This window comes from Mycobacterium sp. E2989 (assembly GCF_001667595.1).
Classification (GTDB): Bacteria; Actinomycetota; Actinomycetes; order Mycobacteriales; family Mycobacteriaceae; genus Mycobacterium.
In genome coordinates this window covers 1-20,349 of sequence record NZ_LZJX01000012.1, presented here as the reverse complement: position 1 = coordinate 20,349, position 20,349 = coordinate 1, and the positions used below count along the sequence as shown (strand labels likewise).

General features: G+C 71.3%; 18 protein-coding genes and 2 pseudogenes. 11 read left to right on the top strand and 9 right to left on the bottom strand.

Translation table 11 applies throughout. The features are described from left to right. Nucleotides 1-20: 20 nt before the first annotated feature. Both A5680_RS24995 and A5680_RS03075 read right to left on the bottom strand, forming a co-directional pair. Nucleotides 21-2,123, bottom strand: a pseudogene (locus A5680_RS24995) (sensor histidine kinase); the annotation flags it as partial. A gap of 287 nt (nt 2,124-2,410) precedes the next feature. Beyond that, nucleotides 2,411-3,016 (bottom strand): bifunctional 2-polyprenyl-6-hydroxyphenol methylase/3-demethylubiquinol 3-O-methyltransferase UbiG, encoded by a 606-nt coding sequence (locus A5680_RS03075; protein ID WP_067816020.1) that lies wholly within the window; start codon nt 3,014-3,016, stop codon nt 2,411-2,413. A 17-nt stretch (nt 3,017-3,033) separates the two neighbouring features. Between A5680_RS03075 and A5680_RS03070 the strand changes: the two genes are divergently transcribed. Both A5680_RS03070 and A5680_RS03065 read left to right on the top strand, forming a co-directional pair. Continuing rightward, nucleotides 3,034-3,498 carry a tRNA (cytidine(34)-2'-O)-methyltransferase gene (locus tag A5680_RS03070; RefSeq protein ID WP_055401285.1) on the top strand — a complete coding sequence of 155 codons (465 nt, stop codon included), beginning with the start codon at nt 3,034-3,036 and terminating at the stop codon, nt 3,496-3,498. A gap of 36 nt (nt 3,499-3,534) precedes the next feature. Continuing rightward, nucleotides 3,535-3,861, top strand: coding sequence for a YciI family protein (locus A5680_RS03065; RefSeq protein ID WP_067816017.1), 327 nt, complete (start codon nt 3,535-3,537; stop codon nt 3,859-3,861). Here the strand turns inward: A5680_RS03065 and A5680_RS03060 are convergent, their stop codons facing one another. Continuing rightward, on the bottom strand, nt 3,862-4,506 hold the full coding sequence (locus A5680_RS03060; RefSeq protein ID WP_067816013.1) for a nitroreductase family protein: 645 nt from the start codon (nt 4,504-4,506) through the stop codon (nt 3,862-3,864). 22 nt (nt 4,507-4,528) lie between these two features. Here A5680_RS03060 and A5680_RS03055 point away from each other — a divergent pair, with 22 nt between their 5' ends. Next, nucleotides 4,529-4,945, top strand: a complete 417-nt coding sequence (locus tag A5680_RS03055; protein WP_067816009.1) for a TIGR03667 family PPOX class F420-dependent oxidoreductase — start codon at nt 4,529-4,531, stop codon at nt 4,943-4,945. Between the two features lie 16 nt (nt 4,946-4,961). On the opposite strand, the gene A5680_RS03050 is transcribed toward A5680_RS03055, so the two are convergent. Both A5680_RS03050 and A5680_RS03045 read right to left on the bottom strand, forming a co-directional pair. Continuing rightward, a complete protein-coding gene (locus A5680_RS03050) occupies nt 4,962-5,306 on the bottom strand; it encodes a hypothetical protein (RefSeq protein ID WP_055401293.1) in 345 nt (114 codons plus the stop codon). Between the two features lie 210 nt (nt 5,307-5,516). Further along, on the bottom strand, nt 5,517-8,807 hold the full coding sequence (locus A5680_RS03045; RefSeq protein ID WP_067816006.1) for an error-prone DNA polymerase: 3,291 nt from the start codon (nt 8,805-8,807) through the stop codon (nt 5,517-5,519). A gap of 161 nt (nt 8,808-8,968) precedes the next feature. Here A5680_RS03045 and A5680_RS03040 point away from each other — a divergent pair, with 161 nt between their 5' ends. Both A5680_RS03040 and otsB read left to right on the top strand, forming a co-directional pair. After that, nucleotides 8,969-10,297 carry a wax ester/triacylglycerol synthase domain-containing protein gene (locus A5680_RS03040; RefSeq protein ID WP_067816002.1) on the top strand — a complete coding sequence of 443 codons (1,329 nt, stop codon included), beginning with the start codon at nt 8,969-8,971 and terminating at the stop codon, nt 10,295-10,297. A 41-nt stretch (nt 10,298-10,338) separates the two neighbouring features. Next, complete coding sequence (gene otsB, locus A5680_RS03035; RefSeq protein WP_067815999.1) at nt 10,339-11,466, top strand: trehalose-phosphatase; 1,128 nt, start codon at nt 10,339-10,341, stop codon at nt 11,464-11,466. On the opposite strand, the gene A5680_RS03030 is transcribed toward otsB, so the two are convergent. Then, on the bottom strand, nt 11,463-12,335 hold the full coding sequence (locus tag A5680_RS03030; RefSeq protein ID WP_055401301.1) for a MaoC family dehydratase: 873 nt from the start codon (nt 12,333-12,335) through the stop codon (nt 11,463-11,465). The genes otsB and A5680_RS03030 overlap by 4 nt on opposite strands. Nucleotides 12,336-12,419: 84 nt before the next feature. On the opposite strand from A5680_RS03030, the gene A5680_RS03025 reads away from it, so the two are divergent. The 5 genes from A5680_RS03025 to A5680_RS03005 are packed head-to-tail and all read left to right on the top strand — an operon-like array spanning nt 12,420 to nt 17,486. Then, the gene (locus A5680_RS03025; protein ID WP_055401303.1) at nt 12,420-13,133 is read left to right on the top strand and encodes a histidine phosphatase family protein; all 714 of its coding nucleotides are present in this window, start codon (nt 12,420-12,422) and stop codon (nt 13,131-13,133) included. Nucleotides 13,134-13,185: 52 nt separating this feature from the next. After that, entirely contained in the window at nt 13,186-15,192 is a 2,007-nt protein-coding gene (locus tag A5680_RS03020) for an SDR family oxidoreductase (protein ID WP_067816049.1), read from the top strand. Between the two features lie 43 nt (nt 15,193-15,235). Next, complete coding sequence (locus tag A5680_RS03015) at nt 15,236-15,979, top strand: 2OG-Fe dioxygenase family protein (RefSeq protein ID WP_067816046.1); 744 nt, start codon at nt 15,236-15,238, stop codon at nt 15,977-15,979. 20 nt (nt 15,980-15,999) lie between these two features. Then, nucleotides 16,000-17,031, top strand: coding sequence for a nucleoside hydrolase (locus A5680_RS03010; protein ID WP_067815996.1), 1,032 nt, complete (start codon nt 16,000-16,002; stop codon nt 17,029-17,031). Then, nucleotides 17,028-17,486 (top strand): hypothetical protein, encoded by a 459-nt coding sequence (locus tag A5680_RS03005; RefSeq protein ID WP_067815993.1) that lies wholly within the window; start codon nt 17,028-17,030, stop codon nt 17,484-17,486. Before A5680_RS03010 ends, A5680_RS03005 begins: the two co-directional genes overlap by 4 nt. Nucleotides 17,487-17,537: 51 nt before the next feature. On the opposite strand, the gene cmaA1 is transcribed toward A5680_RS03005, so the two are convergent. From cmaA1 to A5680_RS25570, 3 genes are read right to left on the bottom strand one after another with little or no spacing between them, the layout of a single operon-like run. Further along, nucleotides 17,538-18,425: a cyclopropane mycolic acid synthase CmaA1 gene (gene cmaA1 / locus A5680_RS03000; protein ID WP_067815990.1), complete on the bottom strand. Its 888-nt coding sequence runs from the start codon at nt 18,423-18,425 to the stop codon at nt 17,538-17,540. 40 nt (nt 18,426-18,465) lie between these two features. After that, nucleotides 18,466-20,007 (bottom strand): DNA polymerase Y family protein, encoded by a 1,542-nt coding sequence (locus tag A5680_RS02995; RefSeq protein ID WP_067815987.1) that lies wholly within the window; start codon nt 20,005-20,007, stop codon nt 18,466-18,468. 36 nt (nt 20,008-20,043) lie between these two features. Next, on the bottom strand, nt 20,044-20,235 hold the full coding sequence (locus tag A5680_RS25570) for a hypothetical protein (RefSeq protein ID WP_156674987.1): 192 nt from the start codon (nt 20,233-20,235) through the stop codon (nt 20,044-20,046). Here A5680_RS25570 and A5680_RS26165 point away from each other — a divergent pair. Beyond that, nucleotides 20,174-20,349 (top strand): annotated as a pseudogene (locus tag A5680_RS26165) (hypothetical protein); the annotation flags it as partial. The gene A5680_RS25570 and the pseudogene A5680_RS26165 sit on opposite strands and share 62 nt — an antisense overlap.

Below are 20,349 nucleotides of genomic sequence, written 5' to 3'. Positions count from 1 at the left end.
TCTGCGGCGAGCCGCGGGGCGGGCGCGTCGGGCACCTCGGTGATACCGCTGGAACCGGGGTTGCGGCGCGGCAGCAGGGTGACGGACGGCGCGGCCTCCTGGGCGGCGGGCTCCGGCTTGCGTTCGGCTTCGGGCGCCGGGGCGGCGGGTTGCGCGCTGGGCGAGGACACCGCCCGGATCCGGGCCACCCGGGCGGGCTGGGCCGCGGCCGTGCCCTCGAGGATCGTCGGCGGCAGGTAGATCTCGGCGGTGGTTCCGGAGCCCGCCTCGTTGGCCGCCGGGCCGCGCAGCCCCACCCGGATGCCGTGCCGGGCCGCGATCCGGCCGACCACGAACAGGCCCATGTGCCGGGCGTTGTCGGGGCTGACCTCGCCGCCGGCCTGCAGCCGCATGTTGGCGATCCGCCGGTCGGTGTCGTTCATGCCCAGGCCGGAGTCGGCGACCCGCACCACGACTCCGCCGTCCCCGCCGCGGGCCGCCGACACCCGCACGGGCGTCGCGGGCGGCGAGTAGCGCAGGGCGTTGTCGATCAGCTCGGCGAACAGGTGGATCGCGCCGCCGGCGGCCGCGCCGATCAGCGTGGCGTTCTCCGGCAGCCCGGCGATCTCGACGCGGCGGTAGTCCTCGACCTCCGACACCGCGGCGTTGAGCACGGTCGACAGCGGCACCGGGTCGCGCTGGTCGCGGGCGAGTTGCGCGCCGGCGAGCACCAGCAGGTTGGCGCTGTTGCGGCGCAGCCGCGCGGCCAGGTGGTCCAGCCGGAACAGGCTGTCCAGGCGCTCGGGGTCCTCCTCGTTGCGCTCCAGCCGGTCGATCAGCGACAGCTGCTGGTCCACCAGCGACCGGCTGCGCCGCGACATGGTCTCGAACATGTCGTTGACCAGCAGCCGCAGCCGGGCCTCGTCGCCGGCGAGCAGCAGGGCCTGGGTGTGCAGTTCGTCGACCGCGTGCGCGACCTGGCCGATCTCCTCGGTGGTGTACACGGGCAGCGGCTCCGGCGTCGGCTCGGCGCCGCCGGCCTTGACCCGGGCGATCTCCTCCTCGAGGTCGGTGTGGGCCACCTTGAGGGCGCCGTCGCGCAGGATCCGCAAGGGCCGCACCAGCGCGCGCGCCACCAGCAGCACGACCACCAGCGCGATCACGATGGCGGACAGCACCAGGACGGTGTCGAGGATCGCGGCGTTGCGCTTGTCGGCGGCCTGGGCGTGCACGGCCTTGGTCACCGACGCGGTCGCGTCCCTGATCACCTGATCGGCGATGTCGTCGGTGGTTTGGATCGAGCGCAGCAGGTCGGCGTTGTCGACGAGCACGCTGGCCGGATCGGACATGATCGCCATCCGGGTCACCAACTGCTGCTGCAGGGTCTTGGCCGCGGGCGAACCGGCGCCGAGGACCTCGCTCATCCCGAACAGCGTCGACGGCTCGGTGCCGGCCAGGGTGATCATCGAGGTGCGCAGCTGCGGCTCGGGCAGGTCGGCGCCGCGGGTGACCAGGATCTTCTGCATGGTCATCTGCCCGCGGGCCCCGACCGCCCGGCTCAGGCCCTGGGTCTGGGCGCGGATCTTCTCGTCGTCAACGCGCACCGAGGCGTTGATGACGTCCTCCGCATTCAGCAGGATCGGGGCGTAGAGGGTCACCCGTTCCCGCAAACCGAGGCCGTTGTCGGACGCCTTGTTCACCAGCATCTGGCCGCCGTCGAGCAGGTTGTTCACCCCCGACCGGACCTCGGGGGTCACGTCGGTGTCGCGCAGCCGGGTGTCCAGCTCGTACTTGCGGGCCTCGAAGTTCTTCTTGGCGCCGTCGACGTCGCGCCCGGTGCTGCCCGCCAGCAGGGCCACGTCCAGCGCCGACATGTACTTGGTGACCACCGGCACCAGGTCCGCGCGGGCGGCGGCCAGCCGCAGGCCGCCCGAGTTCGCCATCGCGCCCTGGATCCGCAGCGCCCCGAACGCCGTCGCCAGCACCAGCGGGACCAGCACAATCGCCAGGACCTTCCACCGGACCGGCCAGTTGCTCAGCGACCAGGCCGGGGGGCGTTTGGCCGGCGCCGGGTCGGCGTGGACCTGCGGCGACTCGGACCGGACCGCCTCGGCCGCGTGGGCCGGGCGGGCGAACATGGTCACGTCGCCGCGGCCGCGCGACCGGCCGCTGCGCTGATGGTCAGCGCTCGAGAAAACGAGAGGCTCATGAGACTTCCTGCTTTATCCACCCGTGCCACGCCGGAGGGGCGCGAGCGCGTCAACGTGGCAATCCGACGAGTATGACAGCCCGCGGTCCAGGTCACCACAGTCCGTACTGAGCAGACAGGCTCCTCCAAGGTGGTGCCGCGCACGGGCGGACGATCCTGGCAAACGCGGCGATCGCAAGCGCGGCGCAGCCGGGCACGGCGGGTCGCCGCCAATGACAGCCGCTAAGCCGGGCGGAGGACCGCGACGAGGAAGTCCGAGTCATCGGTGAACGGGCGGAGATCCCAGGTGGACAGCAGCAGGTCGGGCTCGAACCCGGCGGCCGTCGCGTCGCCCAGGAACTCGGCGAACCCGTAGTCGCGGCCGGCGCCGAAGCCGATCGCCGCCCGGCCCTCGCCGCCGAGGTGGGCGCGCAGGCGGCCCAGCACCCAGCGCCGCGTGCTCGGCGCCAGGAACGTCATCACGTTGCCGGCGGACACGATCACGTCGAACGGTTCGGCGATGCCGCGCGCGGGCAGGTCGAGCTCGGCGAGGTCGCCGACCAGCCAGCGCGGGCCGGGGTGATCCTGCTCGGCCGCTTCGATCAGCGCCGGATCGACGTCGACGCCGACGACGTGGTGGCCGGCGGCGGCCAGGTACCCGCCGAGGCGGCCGGGCCCGCAACCGGCGTCGAGGATGCGGGCACCGCGCGGCGCCATCGCGTCCACGAAGCGGGCCTCGCCGGCCAGGTCGTCGCCGGCGCGGGCCATCGCCCGGAACCGCTCGATGTACCAGCGCGAATGTCCTGGATCGGCAGCGACTTTCTGCATCCAGAGGCTCTGCTCGACCATGCGACCATTATCGCGTTGTGTTCAAGCTGATGTTTTACTGCCCGCGCATCCCCCCGAACACGGGCAACGCGATCCGGACCGTGGCGGCGACGGGCTGCGAACTGCACCTGGTCGAGCCGATGGGCTTCGACCTGTCCGAGCCCAAGCTGCGGCGGGCCGGGCTGGACTACCACGACCTGGCGTCGGTCACGGTCCACGCCTCGCTCGCGGCCGCGTGGGAGGCGCTCACGCCGGCCCGGGTGTTCGCGTTCACGTCGCACGCGCCCACGTCGTTCGCGGACGTCCGCTACCGGGCGGGCGACGTGTTGATGTTCGGGCCCGAGCCCACCGGGCTGGACGCCGCGACGCTGGCCGACGAGCACATCACCGAGCAGGTGCGCATCCCGATGCTGGCCGGCCGCCGCTCGCTGAACCTGTCCAACGCCGCGGCCGTCGCCGTCTACGAGGCCTGGCGCCAGCACGGCTACCCGGGCGGTGTCTAGCGATGAGTTCCGCGGCCGGCGGCGGTCAACATTGATATGCCCACCTTCATCACGATCGGTTACGGCGAAGCGGCCGGATACCACCAGTTGAGCGACGACCGCAAACGCGCCGCGCACGCTCGCGACGACGAGCTCAGCGCGGCCGGCGCCCTCGTCGGCCGAGCCGGACAACCCGTGCAGGTGCGCAACCCGGACGGCGCGGGCGTGCGGATCGAGCCCGGCCCCTTCCTGCGCTCGGCGTTGCCGATCGCGGGGTTCGCGGTGGTCGAGGCCGAGGACATCGACGCGGCGATCGAGCGGGTGAGCCAGACGCCGTGTGCGGTCGCGCACGGGGTCGTCGAGGTTTGGCCTCTGCAAACCTGATTACCAGGTGTTCCAGTGGGTGAGCTGCTCGGCGGGCAGCCGCTTGGCCGGGCGGAAGTCGGTGCCCTTGGTGTAGGCGATGGGGAACAGCCCGCCCTGGCTGTACTCGTCGAACGGGATGCCCACCACGTCGGCGACCTGCTTTTCACCGTCACCGAGCAGGTGCAGCGTCGTCCAGCACGACCCCAGCCCGCGTGAGCGCAGCGCCAGGCAAAAGCTCCAGACCGCCGGGAACAGCGACGCCCAGAACGACACGCCGCCCAGCGGCTGCTTCTCCTCCCGGCCAAAGATGCAGGGAATCAGCAACACCGGCGCCTCGTGCATGTGTTCGGCGAGGTAGGTCGCGGAGTCGCGCACCTTGCCCATCCGCTCCTCGCGGGTGTCCCCCTCGGCGTATTCGGGAGCGGGTGAGCTCAGATAGGCGCGGGCGTTCTTCAGATAGACGTCGCCGATCGCCTTCTTCTTGTCCGCGTCCTCGACGAACACCCACTGCCAGCCCTGCGAATTGGATCCGGTGGGCGCCTGCAGCGCCAGGTCGAGGCATTCCATAAGCACCTCGCGGGGTACCGGCTTGTCGAAGTCGAGGCGTTTGCGGACCGAGCGGGTGGTGGTGAGGACTTCGTCGACGGACAAGTTGAGGGTCATGTTTGGAGGTTACATTCGGCCTATGAGCGTCGAACTGACACAAGAGGTTTCCCAGCGGCTCGAGTCGGACAACTTCGGCTGGCTGACCACCGTCGCCAAATCGGGTCAACCGGTTCCCCGGCTGGTCTGGTTTTACTTCGACGGCACCAGGCTCACGGTGTACACGTTGCCGCAAGCCGCCAAAGTCGCCCATATCAAGAGGCATCCCGAGGTGAGCCTCAATTTGGATTCCGACGGCAGCGGCGGCGGCATCATCGTCATCGGGGGCACCGCGACGGTCGACGCGACCGGCGTGAACTGCCGGGACGACGCGCCCTACTGGGCGAAATACCGGACGCTCGCCGAGGAATTGGAGTCGGAGACGGGCATGTCGATGGAGGCGTTCAGCACCCGGTTGGCGATCACCCCGACCCGGGTCTGGACGACACCGGAGGCCTAGTCGTGATCGGTCCCGGTCAGCTTGCGGGCGGGGGCGGCTCGCCGGGCGGGATCGCCCCGCCGCAGCCGCCCGGCGGAGGCGGCCCCGGCAGGGGTTCGTCGCCGCCGACGCAGTCGTAATAGAACTGCGGGCCGACTATCCAGGTTTTCATCCACTGGTGCCAAAACGAGCCGTCGGGATACTTCTCGCCGTCGCACACGGCCAGATTGCCGTATCCCCATCGACCGCCCGGGCAGAAGCCCTTCGTCATGTCCGGCTGGTGCGGGTCCGGCGGATCGGCGCTGGCGGCGGCGGGCGAAAGAACAAGCGCCGCAGCACAACCCAGCATCGCGGCGCCGTGGCGAACGGGCTTGAATCTCATTTCGACTCCCTTGACACCCTCGATCAATACAGCCGATTCCCAGCGATCTGTTTGCAGTAGCGTACGGCGCGGCGCATGTGCTGTGTGCCTTTCCGCGCAAACGGCTCGACAACCGCTTCGGCCGCGCCGAACGTGCACTGACGGCGAAGTTTTGGCGAAATTTCGCCGTGACTGCACGTTCGGCGCGGTGGTCTTGGCGGCCCGGGCGGCTCAGCGGAAGTCGCGCGACTTCGAGCCGACCGCCAGCGTGATGCGCCCTAGCCGCTCGGCGACGACGGTGACGGCGCCGCTGGCGTTTTGGACCTGGCCGCGCACCAGCATCGCCGGGGCGGTGTTGGCCAGCTTGCGGTGCCGCGCCCACACCGCCGGCGTGCACAGCACGTTGACCATTCCGGTCTCGTCCTCGAGGTTGAGAAACGTCACCCCCTGGGCCGTGCCGGGCCGTTGCCGGTGGGTCACCGCACCGGCGATCAGCACCCGATCGCCGTCGGGCACCGAAAGCAGCTTCTCGGCGGGCACCACACCCATCGCGTCCAGGTCCGCCCGCAGGAACTGCGTCGGGTAACTGTCCGGGGAGACGCCGGTGGCCCACACGTCGGCCGCGGCCAGTTCCAGCTCGCTCATCCCGGGCAGCGCCGGGATGTGCGACGACGAGCCCACCCCGGGCAGGCGGTCCGGGCGCTGGGTGGCGGCCGCCCCGGCCGCCCACAACGCCTCGCGCCGGGACATGGAAAAGCAGCCCAGCGCACCGGCCGTCGCCAGCGCCTCGGTCTGCGGCACCGACAGCTGCAACCGGGTGGTCAGGTCCAGCAGGGAAGCGAAGGCGCCGTTGGTCTTTCGCTCCTGCACCAGCCGCTCGGCGAGGTCGTCGCCGATGTGCCGCACGGCGCCAAGGCCCAGGCGCACCTCCGTCCCGCCGTTCTCGAGGGTGGCATGCGCCAGGCTGGCGTTGACGTCCGGCCCGTGCACCGTCACGCCGTGCCGGCGCGCGTCGGCCACCAGCGACTGGGGCGAATAGAAGCCCATCGGCTGCGCGCGCAGCAGCGCCGCGCAGAACGCCGCCGGGTGGTGCAGCTTGAACCACGACGAGTAGAACACCAGCGACGCGAAGGACAGCGCGTGGCTCTCCGGGAAGCCGAAATTGGCGAAGGCTTCCAGCTTTTCGTAGGTCCGGTCGATCACCTCGTCGGGGGCGCCGTGCAGCGCGCGCATGCCCTCGTAGAACCGCCCGCGCAACCGTCGCATGCGTTCGGTGGAGCGCTTGGACCCCATGGCGCGCCGCAGCTGGTCGGCCTCGGCGGCCGAAAAGCCGGCGCAGTCCACCGCCAGCTGCATCAACTGCTCCTGAAAGAGCGGCACCCCCAATGTCTTTCGCAGCGCCGATTCCATGGACGGGTGGTCGTAGGTCACCGGGTCCAGGCCGTTGCGCCGCCGGATGTAGGGGTGCACCGATCCGCCCTGGATGGGGCCGGGGCGGATCAGCGCGACCTCCACCACCAGGTCGTAGAAGATCCGCGGCCGCAGCCGGGGCAACGTGGCCATCTGCGCCCGCGACTCCACCTGGAACACGCCGACGGAATCGGCGCGGGCCAGCATCTCGTACACCGCCGGCTCGGAGAGGTCGAGGCGGGCCAGGTCGACCTCGATCCCCTTGTGCTCGGCCACCAGGTCGATGGCGTAGTGCAGCGCCGAGAGCATGCCCAGCCCGAGCAGGTCGAACTTCACCAAACCGATTGCCGCGCAGTCGTCTTTGTCCCATTGCAGGACGCTGCGGTTCTCCATGCGCGCCCACTCCACCGGGCACACATCGGCGATCGGCCGGTCGCAGATCACCATGCCGCCGGAATGGATGCCCATGTGCCGCGGCAGGTTCCGGATCTGGTTGGCCAGGTCGACCACCTGCGGCGGGATGCCCTCGACGTCGGGCGAATCGGCCAACCCGTTCCAGTGGCCGATCTGTTTGCTCCACGCGTCCTGTTGCCCCTGCGAGAAGCCCAGGGCGCGGGCCATGTCGCGCACCGCGATCCGGCCCCGGTAGGTGATGACGTTGGCGACCTGGGCAGCGTAGTCGCGGCCGTATTTGTCGTAGACGTACTGGATGACCTTCTCGCGCTGGTCCGACTCGATGTCCATGTCGATGTCGGGCGGCCCGTCGCGGGCGGGCGACAGGAACCGCTCGAACAGTAGCTCGTTGGCCACCGGATCCACCGCGGTGACGCCGAGGGCATAACAGACCGCGGAATTGGCCGCCGATCCCCTGCCCTGGCACAGGATGTTGTTCTCGCGGCAGAACCGGGCGATGTCGTGCACCACCAGGAAGTAGCCCGGAAACGTAAGCCGTTCAATCACTTTCAGTTCATGCTCGATCTGGGCGTAGGCACGTGACGCCCTGTCGGGCGGCCCGTAACGGTCCCGCGCACCCACCATGGTCAGCTGCCGCAGCCAGCTGTCCTCGGTGTGCCCGGCGGGCACGTCGAAGGGCGGCAGCTGCGGCGCGATGAGCGCCAGCCCGAACGCGCACTGCTCGCCGAGCTCGGCGGCGGCGGTCACCGCGTCGGGGCCTCCAAAAGGCACCTGCGCGAACAGCCGGGCCATCTCCTCGCCGGACCGCAGGTGCGAACCACCCAGCGGGGCCAGCCATCCGGCCGCGGCGTCCAGGGACTGCCGCGCCCGGATGGCGCCCATCGCCATGGCCAGCCTGCGCCGTGACGGCCCCGCGAAATGCGCCCCGGTGGTGGCGACCACGCCGACGCCGAAGCGGGACGCCAGCCCGGCCAGCGTCGCGTTGCGTTCGTCGTCGAGCGGGTGACCGTGGTGGGTCAACTCGATGCTGACCCGATGTGCGCCAAACCGGTCCACCAGATCGGCCAGCGCCCGCTGCGCGGCTTCCGGGCCTTGCGACAACGCTTGGCGGACATGGCCTTTGCGGCACCCGGTCAGGATGTGCCAGTGGCCGCCGGCCGCCTCGGTGAGCGCGTCGAGGTCGTAGCGCGGCTTGCCCTTCTCCCCGCCGGCCAGGTGCGCCGCGGCAAGCTGCCGCGACAGCCGCCGGTAGCCCTCCGGGCCGCGGGCCAGCACCAGCAGGTGCGGGCCGGGCGGATCGGGCGTCTCGGTGCGGGCGCCCGGCCCCAGCGACAGCTCGGCGCCGAACACGGTGCGCAGGTCGAGTTCGGCGGCCGCCTCGGCGAACCGCACCGCCCCGTACAGGCCGTCGTGATCGGTGAGCGCCAGAGCGCGCAGGCCCAGCCGGGCCGCCTCCTCGACCATCTCCTCCGGCGTGCTGGCCCCGTCGAGGAAGCTGAACGCCGAATGCGCGTGCAACTCGGCATAAGCGACCGACGTGCGGGTCGGCCGGGCGTCGTCCGGCGGCCGGTACGTGCCGCGCTTGGACGATAGGGGGGCATCCTCCCCGGGGACCACCGGCACGCCGGCGTGGCGCGGCTTGCTGTCGAGGACGCGCTCCATCTCCGCCCAGCTCGGCGGACCGTTAAACCAGCCCACCGCGCCAGTCTATCGAATGTTTGTTCGAATTACCTCCGGCGCAGGCCAACCGTTGTTAAACCGATCGTCAACTCCTAAACAAGCTCTTAACGCCGCGGGCCTACCGCGGGCGCGCGGGCAGGCGGACACTGGTACGAGGGCAGATTGGCGGCGGGGAGAACATGGCGCAGGTGAGGTCACCGGACGCGGCGTTCCTGAACGCTCACGACGCCGACCAGCACGCCGGCCTGGCGATCGGCGCGGTCGCCATCGTCGACGGCGCCGCCCCCGATTACCGGCGTCTCGAAGCGCTTCTGGCGGAACGCATTCGGTCGATACCGCGCTGCACCCAGGTGCTACCCGCGCACCCGGCGGACCAGGACTGGGTCGACTGCCCGGAATTCGACCTCACCCAGCACGTGCACCGGGTGGCGATCCCGCGGCCGGGTGACGACACCGAGCTGTCCCGGGCCATTGCCCACGCCCTCGAGCGCCCCCTGGACCTCGACCGTCCGCCCTGGGAGTGCTGGATGATCGAGGGCCTCAAGGGCAACCGGTGGGCGATCCTGATGAAGATCCATCACCGCCTGCTGAACGGCAAGTCGCCCGCCCACCTGCTCAGCAGGCTTTGCGACGACGCCGACGACGCCACCTTCGCAGATCCCCCCGGCGCGAAACAGGTTGCGCGGCAGCCGGTGCGGCGACCGGGCTGGGCCGACACGTTGTGGCGGGCGTCCTGGGCGACCACCGGGGCCGTCGTCGGCGCGGTCCTGCCCGGCCTGCGGACGCCCGACCGGGCCACCCTGCGGCGCTACGCCACGGTGCGGGTCCCGATCGCCGAGGTCGACCGCGTGTGCCGCAAATTCGGGGTGACCGTCAACGACGTCGCGCTCGCCGCCGCCACCGAGGGCTTCCGGACGGTGCTGCTCGGCCGCGGCGAGGAGCCGCGGCCGGACTCGCTGCGTGCGCTGGTGCCGGCGCCGGTCCAATCGCCGTACCTGCCGGTCGAACACGACGACCCGGTCCAGCGGTTGCGGACCGTGCAGATCCGGTGGAAGGAAAGGGAAACCGGCCCGCCGCCAGCCCGCGGCATGCTCGAGTCGGCGCTCGATTCATTGCCAACGGTGTTGCGGGACAACGTCAATGCGTTGCTCTCCCGGCTGCCGCAGCGCGCCATCGTGACGCTGGCGACCAGCGTGCCCGGGCCCCGTCACCGGCTGCGCCTGATGGGCCAGACGATGGAGCGCCTGCTGCCCATTCCCCCGACCGCCGTCCAGCTGAGCACCGGGGTCGCGGTGCTCAGCTACGGCGATGAGCTGGTGTTCGGCATCACCGCCGAGCCCGGCGCCGGGTTCGACGTCAAGCAATTGGCCGCCGGCATCGAACTGGGCATGGCGCGGCTGGTGGCGCTCAGCGGTGACTCGGTGCTGTTGCTCAGCGATCGGCGCCGCAAGCGAACGTTTCCGCACCGGGCACCGGGGCCGCGCCCGCCGGGGCAAGCGCGGCGCTGACCCACTCCCGCCCGGCCCGGCCGGCGTGAGAAGGTTGGGTCATGCCAGATTCCGGGTCGGTGATCATCGACCCGCGCCGCCATGACGCGGTGCTGTTCGACGCGCCCGACCCCGTCCTGGATGGGCAACTGCGCGAGATCGGCGTCGGTGCCGCGGTTTTCTCCTCGCCCGAGGACCTGTCAAGGGCGGCCGACGACCTGGGCGTGCGGCCCGGTCGATGCGCGGTGGTAACCGCCGACGCGGCGGGCGTCGCCGCCGCGCGGGCCGGCGGCTTCGCGTTGGTGATCGGCACCGGGCACGGCGACGCATTGCGGGACGCCGGCGCGGACGCGGTCGTCGCCGACCTGCGCGAGGTCGCCGTCCGCACCGGGGACCGGCGGATGTCGCAGCTGCCCGACGCGCTGGAAGCCCTCGACCACCTGGCCGCGCGGCGACCGGCGGTGTTCTTCGACTTCGACGGCACGCTGTCCGACATCGTCAACGACCCCGACGCCGCCGTCCCGGTCGCCGGCGCCACCGATGCCCTGCGGCAGCTGGCCGCGCGGTGCCCGGTCGCGGTGCTGTCGGGCCGCGACCTGGCCGACGTCACGAAACGAGTTGGCGTGCAAGGGATATGGTACGCCGGCAGCCACGGGTTCGAGCTGACCGCGCCCGACGGCACGCACCACCAGAACGACGCCGCCGCGGCGGCCATTCCGGTGCTGGAGGGCGCGGCCGGCGAGCTGCGCGAACGACTGGGCGCCATCGACGGTGTCGTGGTGGAACACAAGCGCTTTGGGGTCGCCGTGCATTACCGCAACGCCGCCCGGGACCGCGTCGGCGAGGTGGCGGCCGCGGTGCGCGCGGCGGGCCGCCGCGACGGCCTGCGGGTGACCACCGGCCGCGAGGTCATCGAGCTGCGCCCGGACCTGGATTGGGACAAGGGCAAAACGCTGCGCTGGGTGCTCGATCACCTAACCGAGGCCGAACCCGGCGCCCAGACGCCGGTCTACCTCGGCGACGACATCACCGACGAGGACGCATTCGACGCGGTCCACGACGGTGGCGTGCCAATCCTGGTGCGGCACTACGACGACGGCGACCGCGCCACCGCGGCGCAGTTCGCACTGGACAGCCCCGAGCGCGCCAGCGAGTTCACCGCCCGGCTGGCGCGCGAGCTGTCCGGCTAGGCCTGCACGTATTCCGCCGCGCCGTCGTCGAGCACCACCCGGGGGCCGGAACCTTCCGCCCCCGAGGCCTCGGTGCGGAACACCGCCTTGCCCGGCTCGGTTCGCCAGATCATGGTGGTCAGCGTCTCGCCGGGGAACACCGGAGAGGTGAACCGCGCGGCGATCGAGGTGACATTGGCCGCGGTCCCGCCGCCGAGTTCGGCGACCAGCGCGCGGCCCGTCACCCCGTAGCTGCACAGCCCGTGCAGGATCGGCTTCGGGAACCCGGCCAGCTCCCGCGCGAACCACGGATCGCTGTGCAGCGGGTTGCGGTCACCGGACAGCCGGTAGATCAGCGCCTGGTCTTCCCGGGTGGGCAACGCCACCCGGGCGTCGGGCTCGCGGTCGGGGATCTCCGGGGCCACCGGCCGCTGACCCGGCACGCCCCCGAACCCGCCCTCGCCCCGGATCACCAGGGTGGTGAGCGTCTCGGCGATCAGCTTCTCCGAGTCCGGGTCGGTGCCCCGGCCGCGCAACACCAGGATCGCGTTCTTGCCCTCGCCCTTGTCCTGGATGTCGGCGACCTCGGTGACCACCGACAGCTTCCCGGCCGGCGGCAGCGGCGCGTGCAACCGGATTTCCTGCGAGCCGTGTAACAGCATGGCCCAGTTGAACGTTCCGACCTTGCCGGCCGCCCCGAACGCCGGGCAACAGATCACGGCGTAGGTGGGCAGCACCTGCTGATCGATGCCGTGGCTGTTCTCGGTGGTGAACGACAGGTCGTCCAGGCCGGCGCCGACGCCGAGCGCATACAGCAGCGTGTCCCGGTCGGTCCACTCGAACAGCATCGGTTCGGTCACCGCGCCGACGGCACTCGGGTCAATCGCCATCTGAGTCTCCTTCGCAAGTAATTTCTCCACTTAACCATCGCAAACCCTTCCCACCGATGCCGTCGGCAGGGCAGGCTATTTGCCATGCCGAAGCGCAGCTTGATCCGGAATGTCTCGAAGGCCGTCGCGGCGCTGACCGCGGTCCTCGTCGTCGGGGCCTGCGGCGGGACACCGCAGGCGCGCAGCATCACGATCACGTTCATCCGGCACGCCCAGTCGGCATCCAACGCCAGCGGGATCATCGACACCTCGGTGCCCGGGCCAAGCCTGACCCCCGAGGGCCAGGGGCAGGCCCAGCAAGTCGCGCACCAGGCGGGCCACAAGGACTACGACGGCATCTACGCCTCCACCATGGTCCGCACCCAGCAGACCGCCGCGCCGCTGGCCTCGGAGCTGGGCAAGCAGGTCGAGGTGCTGCAGGGCATTCAGGAGATCAACGCGGGCTGGTTCGAGGGCAAACCGATCCCGCAGGAGAACGCGACGTATCTGCTGGCGCCGGCGGACTGGCTCCGCGGCGACACGCAGGACAGCATCCCCGGGTCGGTCAGCGGCAAGGAGTTCAACGAACAGTTCACCGCCGCCATCGCGAAGGTCTACAACAGCGGCCAGCACGACCCGGTGGTGTTCTCGCACAAGTTCGCCATCGAGTACTGGACGCTGATGAACACCAAGAACGCCAAGGACTCGTTGCTGACCAGCCACCCCCTGCCCAACGTCGGCCGCGTGGTGATCACCGGCAACCCGCTCTACGGCTGGACCTTGGTGGAGTGGGACGGCATCAAGGACTTCCACAACTGACCTCCCTACGCCACGGTTGACGCGGGCGGTCGCGACCGCCACGATGGGCTGCATGCGGTATGTCGTTACCGGCGGTACCGGGTTTATTGGTCGCCGCGTCGTGAGTCGCCTGCTGGACGGCCGGCCCGATGCCCAGGTGTGGGTGCTGGTCCGCCGGGAGTCGCTGGGCCGCTTCGAACGCCTGGCGGCCGAGTGGGGTGAGCGGGCGAAGCCGCTGGTCGCGGCGCTGCCGGAGCTGGAGCTGGCCGACGAGACCGTCGCCGAGCTGGGCCGGGTCGACCACGTCGTGCACTGCGCGGCGATCTACGACATCACCGCCGACGAGGCGCAGCAGCGGGCCACCAACGTCGACGGCACCCGCGCCGTCGTCGGGCTGGCGCAGCGGCTGGGCGCGACGTTGCACCACGTGTCCTCGATCGCCGTGGCGGGCGACTTCCCCGGCGAGTACACCGAGGACGACTTCGACGTCGGCCAGCGCCTGCCCAGCCCGTACCACCGGACGAAGTTCGAGGCCGAGCTGCTGGTGCGCTCGGCCCCGGGACTGCGTTACCGGATCTACCGGCCGGCGGTGGTCGTGGGCGATTCGCGCACCGGCGAGATGGACAAGGTCGACGGGCCGTACTACTTCTTCGGCGTGCTGGCCAAGCTGGCGGCGTTGCCGTCGCTGACACCCGTCCTGCTGCCCGACACCGGGCGCACCAACATCGTGCCGGTCGACTACGTCGTCGACGCGCTGGTCGCGCTCGTGCACGCCGAGGGTGGTGACGGCCGCACGTTCCACCTGACCGCCCCCAAAACCGTTGGGCTGCGCGGCATCTACCGCGGCGTCGCCAGGGCGGCGGGCCTGCCGCCCGCGCGGGGGTCGCTGCCCGGCTCCGTTGCCGCGCCGGTGCTGAAGGTGCGGGGGCGGGCCCGGGTGCTGCGCAACATGGCGGCCACCCAGCTCGGCATCCCGGCCGAGGTGTTCGACCTCGTCGACCTCAAGCCCACCTTCGTCAACGACCAGACCCGGAACGCGTTGCGCGGCACCGGCATCGAGGTGCCCGAGTTCTCCGACTACGCGCCCAGGCTGTGGCGGTACTGGGCCGAGCACCTCGACCCCGACCGGGCGCGCCGCGACGATCCGCGAGCCCCGCTGCGGGGCAGGCACGTCATCATCACCGGCGCGTCCAGCGGCATCGGCCGGGCGGCGGCCATCGCCATCGCCGAAAGGGGCGCAACCGTGTTCGCCCTGGCGCGCAACGCCGACGCGCTGGACCAGCTGGTCGCCGAGATCCGCGCCGGCGGGGGCGACGCCCACGCCTTCACCTGCGACGTCACCGATTCCACCTCGGTCGAGCACACCATCAAGGACATCCTGGGGCGCTTCGACCACGTCGACTACCTGGTGAACAACGCGGGCCGATCGATTCGCCGCTCCGTGGTCAATTCGACCGATCGGCTGCACGACTACGAGCGAGTGATGGCGGTCAACTACTTCGGTGCGGTGCGCATGGTGCTGGCGCTGCTGCCGCACTGGCGCGAGCGCCGCTTCGGCCACGTGGTCAACGTCTCCAGCGCCGGCGTGCAGGCCCGCAACCCCAAGTACAGCTCGTATCTGCCCACCAAGGCGGCGCTGGACGCGTTCGCCGACGTGGTCGGGTCGGAAACGCTGTCCGACCACATCACGTTCACCAATATCCATATGCCCCTGGTCCGTACGCCGATGATCGCGCCGTCGCACCGGCTCAACCCGGTGCCCGCCATCAGCCCGGAGCGCGCGGCCGCCATGGTGGTGCGCGGCCTGGTCGAGAAGCCGGCCCGCATCGACACCCCGCTGGGCACGCTGGCCGAGGTGGGCAACTACTTCGCGCCGCGGACGTCCCGGCGCATCCTGCACCAGCTGTACCTGGGTTACCCCGACTCGGCCGCCGCCCGCGGCGTGCCCGCCGAACCGGCCGCCGCCGCTGCGCGGCCACCGCGCAAGCCGAGGCGGCCCGTCCGCGCGGTCACCAAGGGCATCCGGACACCGCGAGGAGTCAAGCGTCTGGTGCGCTTGGTGCCCGGAGTGCACTGGTAAATCGACGCGTTTGCGCCGCGCGCGATTGCGGTATTCCGGCGCGATGACCCGGATTCTGTCCGAGAAGCGGGCCGACGCCGACCCGGTGGCCGCCGCGGCCCGGCTCGTCGCCACGACCGGCGCCGCCGTGATGTCCTCGTTCGACGTGACGCGGAGCCTGGGTGCCGGCCGCGAAGAGTGGACCCGGTTCGCCCGGCATTGGCAGCGGCTGGGGCCCGACCCCTACGCGGCCGAGCTGGGCGTGCAGCGGCTGCGCCGGTACGGCCAGTACTCCCTGCGCGACGGGGTGCTGCGACCGATGCCCAGGAGCACGTTCGTGCAGCCGGAGGACTCCAATCCGCTCTACATCGGCAAGGACCGCGACTTCGAGCCGCTGACCGAGGCGTTCGCTGGGGATCCCTTGCTGCGCAAGCTGATCGATCTGCTGGCCCGGGTGGCGGACGCCCTGGACCGGGTGCAGGACTGGAACGTCAAGGTGCATCTGTTCCGGATCCGGTCGTTGACGGACGAGGGCGGCCATCCCACGCCCGAGGGGATGCACCGCGACGGCGTCACCCTGGTCAGCTCTCTGCTGGTCGGGCGGCGCAACGCCATCGGCGGCGAGAGTACCGTGTGCGACCTCGACGGCCGGCAGTTGCTGGCGACCACGCTGGCCGAGCCCGGCACGCTGATGCTGGGCGACGACCGCCGCACGCTGCACGGCGTCTCCCCGATCCGGCCGATCGACGGCTCGGGCCCCGCGCAGCGTGACGTCCTGGTGATCACCTTCGCCTCGGCGTGGCCGTAGCCGCCGGTATCGTTACCGCGGTGAACCCCGTCTTCGTCGACGTCGACACCGGCGTGGACGACGCGCTGGCCCTGATGTACCTTTTCGCCAGCCCGGACGCGGACGTGGTCGGCATCGCCTCCACCGGGGGAAACGTTGGCGTGCAACAGGTTTGCGAGAACAACCTGGGCCTGCTCGAGCTGTGCGCCGTCACCGGCATACCGGTCTCCAAGGGCTCCGACGAGACCCTGTCGGGGCCCATGGGCCTGCCGTCGAAGGTCCACGGCTCCCGGGGGCTGGGGTACGCCGAGCTGCCGCCCGCCGATCGCCGGCTCACCGATCACGACTCGGCGACCGCCTGGGTGCGCGCCGCGCACGCCTTTCCGGGTGAGCTCATCGGCGTCGCGACCGGGCCGCTGACCAATCTGGCGTTGGCGCTGCGCGCCGAACCGGCGTTGCCGACGCTGTTGCGCCGGCTTGTCGTCATGGGCGGTTCCTACGATCACCGGGGCAACACCACGCCGGTGGCGGAATGGAACATCAGCGTGGACCCCGAGGCCGCCGCCGAGGTGCTGGCCGCCTGGGACCCCGAAGTCGTTGGGCCAGAGCGCCTTCCGATCCTCTGCGGTTTGGACCTGACCCGCAAGGTGGCGATGACGCCGGATCACCTCGCCAGGCTGGCGGCCGCCGCCGGGTCGACGGCGACGCCGATGAGCGCGGACGACGAGCCCGGCACCCGGTCGACGGCGTCCAACCCGCTGATCCGGGTGGTCGAGGACGCGATGCGGTTCTACCTCGAGGCCTACCACGACAACGGCCACGGCTACCAGGCGCATCTGCACGATCCGCTGGCCGCCGCCGCGGCGCTGGACCCGGGGCTGGTCACCACGCGCCCGGCGACGGTCGACATCGAGCTGACGGGGACGCTGACCCGCGCCATGACGGTGACCGATTGGTCGGGACGCCGAAAGCCCAACGCCCTGATCGGCGTTGACGTCGACGCGGCGGCGTTCTTCGACCGGTTCATCGACCGGGTTGGGGCCTTCGCGCGCCGGTTACCCTGTACCCCATGAAGATTCGCTTCATCGAGGTGCTGCGCGCGGGGTGGGGCACCGTGCTGCTGGCCGCCCCGTCCGAGGTGCTTGACCACATTCACGGCGTGCAGGTCGATCGCAAGGCGCTCGTCGTCACCCGGATCCTGGGCGGACGTCACATCGTCCAGGCGCTGCTGTCGGGGATCAATCCCGGTCCGGAGGTGCTGGCGGCCGGCGTGTGGGTGGACACCGTGCACTCGGCCACCGCGCTCGGCCTGGCCGCGGTGGACCGGCGCCGGGCCCGCGGCGGGGTGACCGACGCCGCCGTCGCGGCGTCGTGGGCGGCGCTGGGCTGGCGCCACCTGCGTGCCGGGCAGGCCAGGACCGACGGCGTGCGGGGCCGCGATCGGCTGGCCCGCGCCGTGGTGGGGGCGTTGCCCGGCGGCGCCGGGCTGATGGCGCGGGCGCGGGCGGTGCGCGACGGGCAGGGCTGAGGGCGCTAGCCGTCGATGCTCAAGCGCCGCTCGGTGTCCGGCGTGCCGTGGTCATTTCTGCAACGTGAACTGATCGACGTCGATGTATCCGATCCGGAATGCGTCGGCACAACCGGTCAGGTATTTCATGTAGCGCTCGTAGACTTCCTCGGACTGCACCGCGATGGCCTGGTCCTTATTGGCCTGCAGTGCGGCGGCCCAGAGGTCGAGCGTCTTGGCGTAGTGCGGCTGCAGCGACTGCACGCGGGTCACGGTGAAGCCGTTCGCGGTGGCGCGCTCTTGCACCATCGGTATCGACGGTAGCCGCCCGCCCGGAAAGATCTCGGTGACAATGAATTTGATGAATCGGGCGAACGTGAACGAAAGCGGCATGCCACGCTCGGCCATCTCCGTCGGGTGCAGCCCGGTGATGGTGTGCAGCAGCATGATTCCGTCGTCGGGCAACAGGTCATGCGCCAGGGTGAAGAACGCGTCGTAGCGCTCGTGCCCGAAGTGCTCGAAGGCGCCGATGCTGACGATCCGGTCCACCGGCTCGTCGAACTGCTCCCAGCCCTCCAGTAGGACCCGCGCGGAACGTGGGCTGTCGGATTGGGCGATCAGCTGTTCGACGTGATCGGCCTGGTTGCGGCTCAGGGTGAGGCCGACGACGTTGACGTCGTATTTTTCGACGGCGCGCATCATGGTGGCGCCCCAACCGCAGCCGACGTCGAGCAACGTCATGCCCGGCTTCAGCCCGAGTTTGCCGAGCGCGAGGTCGATCTTGGCGATCTGCGCTTCTTCCAGCGTCATGTCATCGCGCTCGAAGTAGGCGCAGCTGTACGTCTGGGTCGGGTCGAGGAACAGCCGGAAGAATTCGTCCGACAGGTCGTAGTGGGCCTGCACATCGTCGAAGTGCGGCGTTAAGTCATTTCCCTCGGGGGGCTCCGACGTCGTTGGCATCGTGTCAGCCTAGTCGCCGAGCGGGCGGAGATGCGTGTACTCACTCGTAGCTGCCCTCGAGGTACCAGCGCCGCTGGCGGTAGCACAGCAGAAACGCCCGCTCGCCTTCCAGCAGGACCTGCGCGCGGGCGGTGCGGCCCTTTCCGACGTCGGGATCCCACCACCGCTCGTCGACCGGCCATGGGCCGGCCCACCAGTCCAGCCGCTCGTCTTGGCCGTGCCCGGTCAGCCGCGCCGGGTCGGCGGAGAACAGCCCCCGGTTGGTCACCCGCACCGGGTTCCCTTGGGCATCAAGCAATTCCACCGCGTCGTCGAGCAACACCGCCGGCGACGGCTCCGGCAGCCGGCCGGGCCACGGCTGAACCGGGTCGGCCCGCGGAACCGGTTCGTCGCCCAGGGGGGTCAGCGTGATGCGTTCGGCCGGCCCGCGCCCGCCGGACAGCACCGGCACGCGCACCGCCTCCGGGCCGAGCAGGCCCTGCACCCGCACCAGGGCCCGGCGGGCCCGCAGCCGGTCCTCCTCGCCCAGGCCACCCCACAAGGGCAACTGCAACGCCTCGGCCGACACCACCTCGACCGCCTGCAGCCGCAACAGCGTCACCGCCGCCGTCGGGCGGGGGTGACGCGCGGTCCGGCTGCTCAACCAGCCGTCCAGTTGCCAACGCACCCGGTCGGCGGTGGCGTCCTCGGTCAACGGCTCGGCGCATCGCCAAACCCGGTGCAGCTCTTCGCCGTTGGCGGTGACGGCGTGAATGGCCAGCCGGGTGCAGCCCACCCCGGCGGCCATCAGCGTCCGGTGCAGCGCCGCGGCCAGCGAACGCCCGGCGAAGGCCGCCGCGTCGACCCGGTCGATCGGCGGGTCGCAGTCCAGCACGGCCTCCAGCTCCTCCGGCGGCTCCCGCCCGGACGGTCCCCGCTCGGGTTCGCCGCGGGCCAGCCGGTGCGCGGCCACCCCGTCGGCGCCGAATCGGGACGCCACGTCGGTGGCCGACAGCGCGGCGAACTGGCCGATGGTGCGAATCCCCATCCGCCACAACAGGTCCGTCAGCTCTTCGCGCCCGGGGCCGCACAGGCTGGGTTCGGTGGCAAGCTGGCGGATCGACAGCACCGACAGGAACTTCGCGTCACCGCCCGCCGGGACGATGCGACCCGCCCGCGCCGCGAAGACCGCGGTGGACAACCGGTCGGCGATCCCGACCTGGCACTCGGCGCCCGCCACCGAACTCACAGCCACCGCGTCGATCAGCCGCTCGGCGGCGTCGGCCTCGGAGCCGAAATAGCGGGCCGCCCCGCGCACGGGCAGCACCAAGAGCCCGGGCCGCAGCACCTCGGCGCGCGGCACCAGGTCGTCCACTGCGGCAATGACCGCTTCGAAGTGGCGGGCGTCGCGGTCCGCGTCGGCGGTGGCGACGTGCAGCTGCGGGCAGCGGGCCGCCGCCTCCCGGCGCCGCAGCCCCCGCCGCACTCCCGCCGCGCGGGCGGCCGCCGAGCAGGCGATCACCCGATTGGCCAACGTGACCGCCACCGGGGCGGTCGCGGACAGCCCGGCGGCCGCGGCCGCCGCGACCGCCGGCCAGTCCATGCACCAAACGGCCAGTACCCGGGATGCCACCGGGATTCACCCGGCTCGCGCCCGGGCGGTCACCCGTCGTCCCGCACACACCCCGCTGACCTGCAGCCGCACCCGGCCGATCCGGCCGAATCCGGGGGCGGGCACCCCCCGGCTCCCCGGCGTGATCTCGTAGCCGCAGACCCGGGCGCGGGCGGTGGTGGCGCGGGCCCGCAGCAAGGGGTGCACGGTGTTGGTCACCGACGGCGACTGGCAGGGGGCGTCCACCCGGCTGGAGGCCCGGGTCTGCGGCTACGAGATCACGCCGGGGAGCCGGGGGGTGCCCGCCCCCGGATTCGGCCGGATCGGCCGGGT